Origin of the sequence: Streptomyces sp. XY431, from assembly GCF_001279805.1 — a bacterium.
GTDB lineage: Bacteria > Actinomycetota > Actinomycetes > Streptomycetales > Streptomycetaceae > Kitasatospora > Kitasatospora purpeofusca.
The window spans coordinates 100,038-112,492 of sequence record NZ_LGDO01000483.1 but is presented as its reverse complement, the minus strand read 5'-3'; the positions used below and the strand labels follow the sequence as shown (position 1 = coordinate 112,492).

Below are 12,455 nucleotides of genomic sequence, written 5' to 3'. Positions count from 1 at the left end.
GCTGAGATCAGCGCGAACGCTGCCCGGCCGCGATCCGCTGCCGGGCAGCCTCGTACAGGACCGCGGTCGTAGCGTTCGAGGCGTTCAGTGAACTGGCCGCCCCCGTCATCGGGATGTTCACCGTGAAGTCGCACAGCTCCCGCCACGCGCTGGACAGCCCGGTCGTCTCGTTGCCCACCAGCAGCAGCACCGGCTGAGTCAGGTCGAAGTCGAAGACATCGGCGTCGCCCTTCTCGTCCGTGCCCACCAGGACCAGGGGGCGACCGGCGGCTCGCTGCTGCTCCACCCAGGCCATCACCTCGTTCGGCCCCGGCACGCGGACGGACGGCAGCGAGAACAGGCTGCCCGTGGTTGCCCGCACGGCCTTCGGATCGTAGACGTCGGCTGCGTGACCCGAAACGATCATCCCGTGCGCGCCGAAGGCGTCAGCCGACCGAATGATGCTCCCGATGTTGCCCGGCGTGGTCGGCCGGTCGAAGAGGACCCCGAGGAAGTCCCCTCCGACCTCGATCCGGCCGAGGTCGTCCGCCGGCAATCCGACCACCGCGATCACCTCGGGCACGCCCTCGGTCTTCTCGCCCAGCTCCGCCAGCAGCTCGGGCGCCATCACGATCCGCTCAGCCCGGGTCGTCCGCAGCAACTCCTGCGCCCAGCTCGACAACTTCCGCCGCTCGTCGTAGAGCAGCGCGTGGATCGGCCAGCCGTACTCCACGGCCAGCGAGATCGGCCGAACACCCTGGACCAGGAACTCGCCGAGCTGGTTGCGCTTCTTCCGGTTGGTGAGCAGCGCCTCCCACAGCTGGAACCGGGCGTTGCGGGAGGTGATTCGCTGGATCGCTGGCACCTGTCCTCCAAGATGAGCCGACTACCTCGATGCGTTCCGACCACGGCGGAGTCCGCACCAGCGCAGTCTGAAACCCTACACCGGCAGCGGGCCCCAGCCGGGAGGGCTGACTGGCGGTCCTGATCACCGGATCGAGCGCGTCCTCCTGGCGCTGGCGAGGACCTGGCCGTCAGGGCCGGGGCCGTGGTGTGCGTGCCGCCAGCGGTTGGGGCCGGACCGGGCCGTGCTATGTGCAGTACAAAGATCAATTAAGGCGCCGAAGGGTCAAGATTCGATCTTGGTATATGGGTAGTGGCGCTATCGCCTGTGGGTGACATTCGCTACATGCCTGCCCGCGCGTACCACATATTCCGCCTTGTACGATCGTTTGTGGATGAGATGTGCGGGAGGCTGTCGCACACGGAAAGTAATGGCTCCCGGCTGCTAGCGCCTTGCGTAGGAGCATCAGGGTGGGGCTGGCAGTGAACTGGAGCGAGTATGCATTGGCGTGGGGATCCGTCGCAGCGTGTCCTTGTCAAGCAGTGTGAGAGGCTGCTCGCCGATCTTCCTATTCCTACTCCTTTCAGTGCCGAGGCATTGGTGCGGAACATGGAGACCGCGTTGGGTCGCCAGATTCGGCTATTGCCGCTGGATGACCCTGACGGAGGCTTGGGTACAGCTTGCGGTCTTAGGGTAAAAACGCCAGAGTTCACGGTCATTCTCTATCGCCGTCGTTCAAGTCGAAATAACACCGAGCATGTAATTCTCCATGAGCTTGCGCATGAATGGCTGGATCATGGGACCTCGCTGACGCCTGCCGAGATCGAGCGGTACGTCCCCAAGCGAGTCCGCCAAGAGGTCCTGAAGCGTTTTCCATTGGCTCTGGTTCAGGGGCGTGTGGACTTTGGCAGCCTCGAGGAAAAGCAGGCCGAGATTTCGGCATCGTTGATAAAGCGTCTGGCTCGGCGCCAAGCTTTCACCGGGGACGACATGGTCAGCCTGCTGGAGTCCTCGCTTGTGCACCCGGTGGCTCCGCCAAGGCGCCGACGCTAATCGTAGTTGGATGGCTCTTATAGACGTGAAATTTCCCGACGACTTCCGTCGAGCAAACATTCTCCCTACCGGTAATTAAGGTCGTAGTGGTCGCCTTTCAGGGTGACAAAGCGCGCGGCCTGCGCAGATAGTCATTGGTTAGATGTTCCATTACTTTCAATACCTGACTGCGGCAGTGATGACTGTCATCGTAGTGTGGAGATTTCCCGCTGTTCGCTACGGTGACTCCCACCGCAGGGCGCTCTGGGGCGGGTATGCCGGATTCGCCGTAGCCCTGTGGCTCTATACGCCAGCAGTAATGAATGCGATGGATCATGTTCCCGTGGTGGATCTGAGCGCCCTACTCAGACACTTCGCCAGCACGGCAGCGATCATCGCGGCCCTGACCTACGTCGCCACCAGCTACGGGAAGAGCTCGGCGGCGGTCGTGCCCCGTCACGTGGCCGTCTCCCGCTGGATCGCCCGCGCGTCCTACAAGGCCGGCGCGGTAGGCGTCATTCTGCTCACGGTTCTCTTTTTCACCGTGGTGGACCGTCGCAGGCCGAGTGAGAATTTCCTCATCGACCACGCCGGACAGTGGGGTGTCGCGGTCTACATGACCGTTTTCTATTTCTTCCCGCTTGTCACGACTGCTATCTGCGGATATCAGTGGACGCGGGCAGCGCGCCAGGCCGAGTGCGCGAGTATGCGTATCGGGCTGAGCTTGATGGGCATCTCGATGTGGATGGGGCTGGCTCATACGTTGGCCCGTATCGCCATCCTTTGGTCTGCGGTGGCCTTCCCTATAGGCCCCTCCATGGTGCAGCTGCTCGTAGACGCCACGTCGCTGTGGATGGACCTGCTGTTCCTGATCGTTGCTGTAGGCGCGAGTATTCCCACAACTCGTGCGGCGGCGGCCCAGTGGAACAATTGGCGCACTCTCTACAGGATTTATCCCATCTGGTTCGACCTGGTGGAGGCTTTTCCGGGGACGAGTCTGTACCCACCCGGGCGGCGCCTTTCGGAGCTCGTGCAAATTCGCGTCCCCAATGATGTCCGGCTCGACAGATGGACCCAGGATATTGCTGACGCCTGCGAAAAGCTGCGCTATTACGCGCCGCGAGATCTGATGTTCGCGGCGGAGGATTTCACCGCTTCGCGCCCCGACCCCGAGCCAGCAGCAGAGGCGTACTGGGTTAAGGCCGCGCTCCTCGCTGCTGAGACCGCCCCGCCCAGCCAGAGGGCCACCGCCCCTCTGAGAGAGAAGCCGTTCGTCGATACCGACAGTGAGGCGGCGTGGCTAGCGCGAGTCAGTGCGGTCTACTCGGGAACCACCGCAGAGCAGGCGCGAGATCTTCTTGTGCACTCCGCAGCGATGGAAGGCGAACCGGTAGATAGCCTGTAATCAGCCTCGTGTGCCAATTCTCGGACGCTATGCCGCCCGGTCCGTGTGGAACAATCGCAATGGCGATCTTGAATGGTCATTTGGCAAGTGAGATTCAGCACCATCCGTTTTATGGACTGGGCTGGTACCGTGGGTGATGTGGACTCATAGGGTCTTGCCTGTCCCGTAAGCGCACCCGGGGCTGTGACGCACAGCCACTGTTGCCGCTCTCTGTGCGGCTGGGTGCGTGACGCCGTCCGATCTGGATGCGCGTACGAAATCTCAGCAATGGAGTTTCCGCATGTCCAACCGCACCGGCCTCATCCTCGACTTTGGAGGCGTGCTCACCACCCCGCTCCTGCCCGCAGTGCTGGCGTTCGAGCAGCGCGAGGGGCTCCCGCAGGGTGCCTGTCTCACGGCTCTGTACAAGGACGAGACTGGCGTCCGGATCACCAGCGACCTGGAGCGCGGCGCGGTGAGCCAGACTGAGTGGAACGAGTTCGCCGGCAAGATGCTGGGCGTGTCCCCCGACAACTTGATGGGCAGGATCTTCGGTGACCTTCGCCCTGAGCCCCTGCTGATCAACGCGGCTGCCGCAGCACGGCGAGCCGGCATCAAGGTGGGCATCCTGTCCAACAGCGTGGGTCTCGCTCCGTGGGACCTGTACGACGGTTACGACCTTGAGCGCCTGTACGACGTCGTGGTGATCTCCGAGAACCATCTGATGCGCAAGCCCGACCCGGCGCTCTTCGAGGCCACGCTCAAGCTCATGGATCTGCCGGCCGAGCAGTGCATCTTCGTCGATGACACCGAGGCGTATGTTGGGGCAGCAGAGCAGCTTGGGCTCGCGGGGGTTCACAACCAGGACCCGAAGCAGACGGTGGCCACTCTCTCCGAGCTGCTCGGTGTGGACCTCGCCGCGTAACAGGCCGGAGTCGATACCTCGGTGTAGCAAGGGCGCGACCTTGGAGCCCCGAGGACATGAACACCGAAAGGGGCTGAGTCCCCGCCCCCGATAAGGGGCGGGGACTCAGCCCCTTTCGGTGTTGCCAGCATGGCCTGGCGGTGACAGTTCGTTCCGGCCCGCTTGAAGCGCGGTCGCCCGTCGGCAGCAGCCATGCACCGACGCCTGTGGAGCGGAACCCACTCCGGGAGTAGGCCGGCGAAGACGAATTGGCGACGCCGTCACTCCCCGTCCGGCGCCTCTGGCAGCTTGTGTCTCAGTTCCCCAACGAGGGCGTTGATGGCGGCCATCATCTCGGCTGACAGGCCCTCGCTGTTGCCGCGGGCAGCCAGCCCGAGGATCTGCCCTTCGTGGATCGTGCCGAGGAAGCGGAGCGATTCCAGGAACTCGCGTGCCGCCGGGACGAGGACGGCGTCGTCCTGGAAGACGGCGGAGTCGACCTGGAGCGCCTCGGCAAGGCCCGAGCGCACTACGTCGGAGGCATCGGTGGTGGCACCCGCGCGAAGGCCCGCGATGTCGTTGGTCGTGACGACCGTCACGCCCGCGTGATCATTGACGGCCCGCGCGATCTCCTCGTCGGAAGGTGCCTGCTGGCCCGCATACCCGTATTGCAAAAGGTAGTTGATCTTTTCCCCGACCGTGCGGGGTGCGGACTCCTGGCTGCCGCGAGAAGTCTTCGGGGGCACGCCGAACGAGCAGTCCTGCGCCTCCAGCAGCTCCTCCTCGGTCACCCCGTACGCCGCTGCGAGCGGCTGCACGTAGGCATCGCTGAGCCTGCGCCGACCAGCCTCGGCGTTACTCACCGGTGCCCGGCTCGCGTTGATGGCTTCGGCGGCCTGCGTCACGCTGAGGCCGGCGTCGCATCTCAGTAGCTGCAGGTCCGGTGGACCGTCGTGGGGGAAGAGGACATCGAGCGGCTGCCCCAGGGCCGCCGCAATCCCGGGGAGCTTCTCCCCCTTGGGGAAGTCCTGGCCGGTCTCCCACCGCGCGACAGTGGGGGCACTGACGCCCACCGCGTCTCCCAGCTCCTTCTGGCCGAGCTCCATGCCCCGCCGGACAGTGCGGATGCGACTGCCGTCGAACTGACGTGGGGGCACATGAACTCCTGCTGGGCGGCGACCGGGGCGGTGTGTGAGACCACTCTAATCCAGGCTTGATACATCCGCGCAAGTAACGTACGTTCCTGTATCGCACCTGGTGGTCGGAGCCCGACTCTCCGTGGTGCCAGTCCCTGGAAGACCCCTATCGTGCGGCGTCGTGGCCATTTGCGCAACGTGCCGCGGGGTCCGGTACCCAGTCGGTGTCGACTGGCCGTGGGGGCATCAGCCCCCGCTACCAGCCGTCGCGAACCCTGTGTGCCCCGTAGCGGGTTACCGGGTGGACTTGCCACAGGTGTCTACGTATGTTCGTCGTCCGCCGCCGGGCAGCGACCCGGGGAAGAGACAGACCAGCGAGGGGGTGGGGCCAATGCGAGCGCACGGTCCCTGACACGTCTCGCCAACGAGAACCGGCGCCCGGGAGCTACCAACTCCCAAGCGCCGGGCCGGCACCCCGAAGGGGCCGATTCACTACCACGCAGCGGCGGGACTTCTTTGCACGAGATACCGCCGCGCGCTCCTACGAACAACGGAGTATCGCATGCTTGCCATGCCGAGCGGAACCCTCGCCTGCCCAGACGCCGCTGACCGCCACCGCCGCCTCGCCGTCCAGCTCGCAGACCTGATCCCCGGGGCCACCATCCTGCAGGTCAGTCTCGCCCACCCCGAGCGGCAGTGGCCGCACCCCCACGCTCGGGCCGCAGACTCGGCCGGGACGCGGATCACGCTGACCCGCACCAAGGCCAACATCGCCGCCAGGTGGGTCCTGCGCACCTGGCCGGACGCCGACTGGACCCGGCCGCACACCCTGGACCTCGCCACCGGGCAACTCGTCGTCGGCGACCTCGACGCCACCCGCCGGAGCCGCTGATATGTCGCGGATCCGACCGGTCAAGCCGGAGGCTTACACCTCCGAGACGCTCGCCGAGCTGACCATCTACGCCGAGCGCACCTTCTTCGGCCTGGCCACCGAGTGCGACGACCGTGGTCGCCACAAGGACCACGCCGCCATCATCTACGGCAAGCTCTGGGTCGTGCGCGCCGACCAGGCCCCCGTCGATGTCGAGGACCACCTCATGCAGATGGAGCGGTCGGGCCTGATCCACCGGTACACCGGCTGCGACGGCAAGCGGTACCTCCACTACATCACGTGGGACCGCCACCAGAAGATCGACAAGCCGTCCCTCAGCCGTCTCCCCGCCTGCCCGCACTGCGCGCCGGAGCGGTGCGGCCCGTGCAAGGGCCCCTGCACCAAGCGCACCTCCTCGACCGACGGTCAGCTCGTCCTCGCGTCGGCCGTGCTGAATCCTCCCCGAGACCTCGCCGATAACTCGGCGAACACCCGGGGAGCCCTCGCGCAGCCCGCAGAGCACCTCCCGGCAGCTCCCGTGCCCGCGCAGTCCGTCCCTGACGCCCTTCCCGACACCCTGCTCGGCAACGAGCCGGATCACACTCGGCCCGCCAGAAAATCTGCAGGTCAGGGCGCTGCGGTCAAGAATTCGCCGAAGTCTCCCCGAAACCTCCCGGAGCCCTCGGCGCCTGGATCCAGGATCTTGGATCCTGGATCGTCTTCACCTACGGGGCGGCCAGCGCCCGGGGCCGACACCGTCTCGGCCAACCAGCTCGTCGGCGAGTACGTGGCCTCCTGCCCCCAGCGTCCGCCGGGCAGCGTGCTCGGCCACCTCGGCAAGGTCGTCAAGACCCTGCTGGACGAGGGCATCGACCCCGATCACGTGCGGGCCGGGCTGCGGCGGTTTGCCGAGATCCAGGGCCACCCGTCCCGGCTGCCGAGCCTGGTGAACGACGCCATGAACGCACGAAACGCCGGTTTGGCCCGGCCGGGATCCCGGCCTAACCTGCCCGCTCACCAGGCGTGGACCAACCCGGTCGACGCCCACGCCGCCTACGCCGAGGAGCTGTGATGCGCACCTACCGCGACCCGCAGACCCTCGCCGACGGCCCGTCGGTCCTCGACCGGATGGCCCGGATCCTCGCCGCCCGGGGCATCGACCGCGCCACGGTCGACGCCGTCCCGGACGAGCCGGAGCCGTTCTCGCCTGAGCAGGCACTGTCCGCCGGGATGCCGCTGCGGTACCGCGACGCGGTGGCCGACCACCCGCTTGTCCTGGCCTGGACCCGGCAGGTGGCCACCCAGGCCGTCGCGCCCAGCGCCGGTGCACGCCGCCAGGTCACCACCGGCCCCAGCCTCCTGCTGGCCGGGGTGACCGGCGCGGGCAAGACGCACCAGGCGTACGGCGCGGTCCGGGTGCTGGTCGAAGCCGGCATCGGCGTGCGCTGGCGCGCCACCACCGCCGCCGACCTGTACGCCGGGCTGCGGCCCAGCTCCGACACCGACGCCGAGCGGGTGCTCGCCGCCTACAGCCGAGTGCCGCTGCTGATCCTCGACGACCTCGGGGCAGCCAAGACGAGCGAGTTCGTCGAAGAGCAGACGTACCGGCTGGTCAACCGCCGGTACAACGCGATGCTCCCGACCCTGATCACGACGAACCTGCGGATCAGGGACCTCAAGGCGTACCTCGGCGACCGGGTCACCTCCCGGCTCGCCGAGATGACCACCCGGGTCGAGTTCGAGCCGGTCGACCGCAGACGCCTCCAGCGCGCCGCCTGAGCCCGCCACCCCGGCCGCGCCCCCGAGCGCGCCGCCTCGCCCTTCACCGACCCAGTGCACCTCTCCGCCGACGCCGACCTGCGCGCGGAGAGCGATCGGAGCAACCCCGCATGACCACCACGACCACTCCCGAGCGCTACCGCTCGCTCGGCGACCACACCTGGCAGGACCAGGCCGTCTGCCACCCGAGCGAGTACAACCCCGTCGACCCCGACGTGTTCTTCCCCGGGCCGGACGAGACCGCCAAGATCGCCACCGCGCTGTCGCTGTGCGGCCAGTGCCCGGTCCGCCTCGCCTGCCTCGACGCCGCCCTCGAAGGCGGAGAAACCCACGGGATCCGGGGCGGACTGACCGAGGAAGAGCGCGAGACCCTGCACGAGAAGATCGCCAAGCGCCTCGACTACGGCAGGGTCAACGCCACCATCGCCGGTCGGGACATCCACCTCACCTCGGCCGAGCGCCGGGCAGTCGTCCTAGCCGGATACCGGCAGGGCGTCAGCGTCGAGCGCCTGGCGATGCTGCTGAAGATCAGCGAGGACCACGCTCTGAAGTTGTACCGCGAGACCAGCCGCAAGATCCGCAACCGGGAACTCCAGCAGGAGGCACGTGGCGGCAGCGCGGCAGCGGCCGGCACCAGCCTGCGGGCCGACGACTTCGGGACGGCGGCATGAGCACCGCCGCCGCCACCCCCACCACCGCGCACGTCACGGGCTGGGACCGGACCGTCGTCATCGCCCTGGGCGCCGCCGGGTGCGCGCTGTCCTACGACGCGCTGCAACAGATGGCGTCGGCCGTCCACGTCCGAGGCTTCCTGACCTACGTCTTCCCGATCATCGTCGACGGTTTCATCGCCTACAGCATCCGGGCGCTGCTGGTCATGCGCGACGCTCCGCTGCGTGCCCGCGCCTACGTGTGGCTGCTCTTCGGAGCAGCCACCGGGACGAGCCTGTGGGCGAACGCGCTGCACGCGGTCAGGCTGAACCAGCAGAGCACCGCTACCGGCCTGCGGCTGGGCGACTCGGTGGTCGCCGTGCTGTCCACCATCGCGCCGCTCGCCCTGGCCGGGGCCGTCCACCTCTACATCCTCCTCGCCCGCGGACCGGTCAGCCCGTCCGGCCGACCGGGCCGAACCCACCGAAATGCCGAGGGTGACCTCGGTCAGACCGATGCCGTCGCCGCACCGACCGAGCCGGTGACCGAACTGACCGGAATCGCGGACAACGCCCTGGCGGCCACCGGCCACCTCGGCCGGTCGGTCAGCGCGGTCACCGGCTCGCCGGTCACTGACCTGGCGGTCCAGTCGGAGCTGACCGTGGCCGGGCCGGTCACGGTGACCGAGGCGGTTGACCTGGGCGGTCAGCCGGACGGCGGCCGGTCGGTCAGCGCGGGACGGCGGCCGGTCGGTCAGCGCGGTCACCGGCTCGCCGGTCACTGACCGGGCGGTCCGGTCGGAGCTGACCGTGGCCGGGCCGGTCACGGTGACCGACGCCACCAACCCGGAGGTCAGCCCGGTCACCACGACACCGGTCACAGACCGGACGGTCGCTGACCGCTCGGACGACCGGGACACCGAGGAGCTGCTGGAGATCGCGAACAAGGCTGTGCAAGAGGCGAACAACCGGCTGACCCGCCAGATAGTCGCCCAGGCGATACGCGGCTCCAACCGCACGCTGTCCAGCGACACGCTGACCCAGCTGATGGCCCAGCTCCGCGAGCAGCAGCGCCAGAACCAGCTCGCCGCCGCCAACCGGGACTGACCGCGACTGACCGGCCGGGGTGACCGACGAATCACCCCGGCCGGTCACCCCCCACCCCGACACAGAACCGTCCACCGAACCGGAGCCCCAGCCATGCGCACCACCCCCACCACCTGGACCGAGGTGGACTCCTGGCTGACCGTCCTGCACCAGCGCGGTCACCTCCACCGCGTAGAAACCGGCACGGACGGCACCCGGACTGTCCAACGTCGCCGGCACTCCCGCCCCTGGACCCTCCACCATCCCGTCTTGGCCATCGACTGGATCGAGGACCTCGTCCGCGACGTCCAGCAGCGAGACACGGAGGCGAGCCGGTGACCGCCCCCGACCAGGACGGCACCACCCCGGCACCGGCCAGTGACCGTGATCAGGCTCCTGGCGGAGCAAGTTATGGGGTAAGGAGTCCTTACCCCGCCTCCGCCCCGAACGGGGCGGAGGCTCCCTGCTCGGTGGCAGACCCAGGGGGGCCTGCCACCGAGCAGGGAGTCGGCCCAGGGGTGCCGACCATAGAAGAGGAGGAACCGCTGCACGTAGCGAGCTCCGAGACCGCCCGCCGACGCTCTCGCCAGAGCGTGCCGCGCACCAACCGTGTCTGCCCCCGATTCAGCGACGCCGAGTGGGCGCTCCTTCAGCAAGCAGCCCAGCAAGCCGAACTCGCCCCCGGCGGCTACACGGCCGCCGCCGTCATCGCCGCCGCCACCAGCAACGACCCGACCGCCGCCGTCGCCGACTACCGGCGCGGCATCCAGGAACTCATGGAGTCCAACCGCCAGCTCGGCGCGGTCGGCAACAACCTGAACCAACTCGCCCACTACGTCAACGCCGGCGGCCAGCCGGGTGCCGGCCTTCGGCAGCTGCTGGCCCGTGTCGGAGCCTCCATCGACGCAGTCGACGAGGCGGTGGCCTGGATGGTCCGCCGGTGATCCCCAAGATCCGCATCGGCACCGACCGCAGTTTCCCCCTCGTCAACTACCTCTTCGGCCCCGGCAAGGCCAACGAGCACACCGATCAGCACCTCGTCGCCTCCTGGAACGACTTCGCACCCGACCCGGGCCCCAACCCCGAACGACACCAGGTCGCCAAACTCGCCGATCAGCTCGACCAGCCGGTGAAGGCCCTCGGCGACCGCGCACCAGCCAAGAAGATCTGGCACTGCTCCCTCCGCACCGCCCCCGAGGACCGCCACCTCGACGACGCCGAGTGGGCCGCCATCGCCCGCCGCATCGTCCACGCCACCGGCATCGCCCCAGAAGGCGACACCGCCGCGTGCCGCTGGGTCGCTGTCCGCCATGCACCCGACCACATCCACATCGCCGCCACCCTGGTGCGCCAGGACGGCCGCCTCGCAAACCTCAGCTTCGACCGGCCCAAAGCTCAGGCCGAGGCCCGCCTTATAGAGAAGGACTACGGCCTGCGTCAGCTCACCCCCGGCGACGGCACCGCCGCCCAGACCCCCACCAGCCAGGAACGGTGGAAGGCCGAGCGCACCGGCCGCACCGAGACCCCTCGCGAAACCCTCCGCGAAGCCGTACGCCAGGCCGTCGCCGGAGCCGCCACCGAAGACGAGTTCTTCACCCGCCTGCACGAGGCGGGCCTTCGCGTGAAGCTCCGCCACGCGCCGTCCGGCGACGTCCTCGGCTACAACGTCGCCCTCCCTGGCGACCGGAACGCCAGCGCGGAGCCGATCTGGTTCTCCGGATCCAAGCTCGGCCCCGACCTCTCGCTGCCGCGGATCCGCCGCCGCCTGACCGACGGCCCCACCCACGGCGAGCCACCGCGTTCGCGCACCAGCCGCAACGGCCCGTCAGCACCCGCCCGGAGCAGGCGGGACGCCGCCGGCATCGCCGAGCGCGCCACGGCTGTCCTCAACGAAGACGACGACGAGGCCGCCGCCCAGCTCGTCGGCGCCGGAGAACTCCTCGACGCACTCGCCCAGACCTCCCCGGCCGCCAGCCGCGCCGCACTGCGGGACGCCGCTCGGACGTTCGAGCGAGCCACCCGCTCCCACGTCCGAGCGGAGAACGCCGACATCAGGGCCCTGCGCTCGGCCGCCCGCGGAATAGTCCACGCCGGCGGGGCGCTGGGTCGTGGAGAGGACGGCGGTGCCACCGCCATGGTGCTCTCCACCCTCGTCCTGCTCACGCTGGCCGCTGCCCGCTGGCACTCCGCCCGAGGGCACGCCCAGCAGGCAGCAGCCTCCCGTCAGGCCGCCGACCACCTCCGCGCCGCCTACCAGCAGACCGCCACCACCCCCATGCGGGCGATGCGCGAGAAGGGCCAGGCATTGCCTGAGCCCGAACGGCGTCGTCACGAAGCCACCATCCGAGCCGCCCTTGGCGAACCGGAGAGTCGCACTGGCACAGACCGCCGGTACGACGCTCTTGCCGCAACCCTCGCCGAAGCCGAGAAGGTCGGCCACGATCCGAAGGCCCTGCTGGAGGAAGCCAGCTCCTGGCGGGAACTCGACACCGCTCGCAACACCGACGACGTGCTGGTCTGGCGAATCCGACGCATCGCCGACCTGCCCTCGATCCCCAGCTCCTCCGACAAGCCGAAGACCGGTGCCAGCCAGGAACGGCCGGTAGCCGGCCGCTCGAACACCTGCGCGGCTAAGCCTGCGCCCGCCCGCCCGGCCGCTGACCCCCGACGTCCGGCCCCCCGGCGCTGACCAGCTGGCCCGGCGGACACCCTTCGTCCGCCGGGCCGGCACCCAGAAACCCCTCGACACCCACTTCCACCGGGTGTTAGGGAAGAACCTGTACTGCGAAC

The 12,455-nt window shown here is 68.5% G+C and carries 14 protein-coding genes; 12 read left to right on the top strand and 2 right to left on the bottom strand.

Annotated features, from left to right (window positions below):
- Nucleotides 1–7: 7 nt before the first annotated feature.
- Complete coding sequence (locus ADK60_RS31970; protein ID WP_053650487.1) at nucleotides 8–844, bottom strand: RNA methyltransferase; 837 nt, start codon at nucleotides 842–844, stop codon at nucleotides 8–10.
- A gap of 588 nt (nucleotides 845–1,432) precedes the next feature.
- On the opposite strand from ADK60_RS31970, the gene ADK60_RS42580 reads away from it, so the two are divergent.
- The 3 genes from ADK60_RS42580 (at nucleotide 1,433) to ADK60_RS31955 (ending at nucleotide 4,164) form a co-directional block, all read left to right on the top strand.
- Nucleotides 1,433–1,876 (top strand): hypothetical protein, encoded by a 444-nt coding sequence (locus ADK60_RS42580; RefSeq protein WP_232246579.1) that lies wholly within the window; start codon nucleotides 1,433–1,435, stop codon nucleotides 1,874–1,876.
- Between the two features lie 142 nt (nucleotides 1,877–2,018).
- Nucleotides 2,019–3,260: an MAB_1171c family putative transporter gene (locus ADK60_RS31960; protein ID WP_035800188.1), complete on the top strand. Its 1,242-nt coding sequence runs from the start codon at nucleotides 2,019–2,021 to the stop codon at nucleotides 3,258–3,260.
- Nucleotides 3,261–3,540: 280 nt separating this feature from the next.
- On the top strand, nucleotides 3,541–4,164 hold the full coding sequence (locus ADK60_RS31955; protein WP_053650485.1) for an HAD-IA family hydrolase: 624 nt from the start codon (nucleotides 3,541–3,543) through the stop codon (nucleotides 4,162–4,164).
- A 260-nt stretch (nucleotides 4,165–4,424) separates the two neighbouring features.
- Here the strand turns inward: ADK60_RS31955 and ADK60_RS31950 are convergent, their stop codons facing one another.
- Complete coding sequence (locus ADK60_RS31950) at nucleotides 4,425–5,300, bottom strand: helix-turn-helix domain-containing protein (RefSeq protein WP_035800190.1); 876 nt, start codon at nucleotides 5,298–5,300, stop codon at nucleotides 4,425–4,427.
- A gap of 550 nt (nucleotides 5,301–5,850) precedes the next feature.
- Here ADK60_RS31950 and ADK60_RS31945 point away from each other — a divergent pair.
- From ADK60_RS31945 to ADK60_RS31910, 9 genes are all read left to right on the top strand, one after another.
- Nucleotides 5,851–6,171 carry a transcriptional regulator gene (locus ADK60_RS31945; RefSeq protein WP_353651780.1) on the top strand — a complete coding sequence of 107 codons (321 nt, stop codon included), beginning with the start codon at nucleotides 5,851–5,853 and terminating at the stop codon, nucleotides 6,169–6,171.
- Nucleotide 6,172: 1 nt separating this feature from the next.
- Complete coding sequence (locus ADK60_RS31940) at nucleotides 6,173–7,222, top strand: RodZ family helix-turn-helix domain-containing protein (RefSeq protein WP_035800195.1); 1,050 nt, start codon at nucleotides 6,173–6,175, stop codon at nucleotides 7,220–7,222.
- Nucleotides 7,222–7,929: an ATP-binding protein gene (locus tag ADK60_RS31935; protein WP_035800196.1), complete on the top strand. Its 708-nt coding sequence runs from the start codon at nucleotides 7,222–7,224 to the stop codon at nucleotides 7,927–7,929. The genes ADK60_RS31940 and ADK60_RS31935 overlap by 1 nt, the downstream gene beginning before the upstream one ends.
- Before the next feature lie 110 nt (nucleotides 7,930–8,039).
- Complete coding sequence (locus ADK60_RS31930; RefSeq protein WP_035800198.1) at nucleotides 8,040–8,600, top strand: WhiB family transcriptional regulator; 561 nt, start codon at nucleotides 8,040–8,042, stop codon at nucleotides 8,598–8,600.
- Nucleotides 8,597–9,364 carry a DUF2637 domain-containing protein gene (locus ADK60_RS31925; RefSeq protein WP_079008853.1) on the top strand — a complete coding sequence of 256 codons (768 nt, stop codon included), beginning with the start codon at nucleotides 8,597–8,599 and terminating at the stop codon, nucleotides 9,362–9,364. The genes ADK60_RS31930 and ADK60_RS31925 overlap by 4 nt, the downstream gene beginning before the upstream one ends.
- 25 nt (nucleotides 9,365–9,389) lie before the next feature.
- Nucleotides 9,390–9,686: a hypothetical protein gene (locus ADK60_RS42575; RefSeq protein ID WP_159400678.1), complete on the top strand. Its 297-nt coding sequence runs from the start codon at nucleotides 9,390–9,392 to the stop codon at nucleotides 9,684–9,686.
- A gap of 93 nt (nucleotides 9,687–9,779) precedes the next feature.
- On the top strand, nucleotides 9,780–10,004 hold the full coding sequence (locus tag ADK60_RS31920; protein ID WP_035800201.1) for a hypothetical protein: 225 nt from the start codon (nucleotides 9,780–9,782) through the stop codon (nucleotides 10,002–10,004).
- Nucleotides 10,005–10,183: 179 nt separating this feature from the next.
- Nucleotides 10,184–10,609 carry a MobC family plasmid mobilization relaxosome protein gene (locus tag ADK60_RS31915; protein ID WP_234371380.1) on the top strand — a complete coding sequence of 142 codons (426 nt, stop codon included), beginning with the start codon at nucleotides 10,184–10,186 and terminating at the stop codon, nucleotides 10,607–10,609.
- Nucleotides 10,606–12,354 (top strand): relaxase/mobilization nuclease domain-containing protein, encoded by a 1,749-nt coding sequence (locus tag ADK60_RS31910; protein ID WP_053650483.1) that lies wholly within the window; start codon nucleotides 10,606–10,608, stop codon nucleotides 12,352–12,354. Before ADK60_RS31915 ends, ADK60_RS31910 begins: the two co-directional genes overlap by 4 nt.
- Nucleotides 12,355–12,455 lie beyond the last annotated feature (101 nt).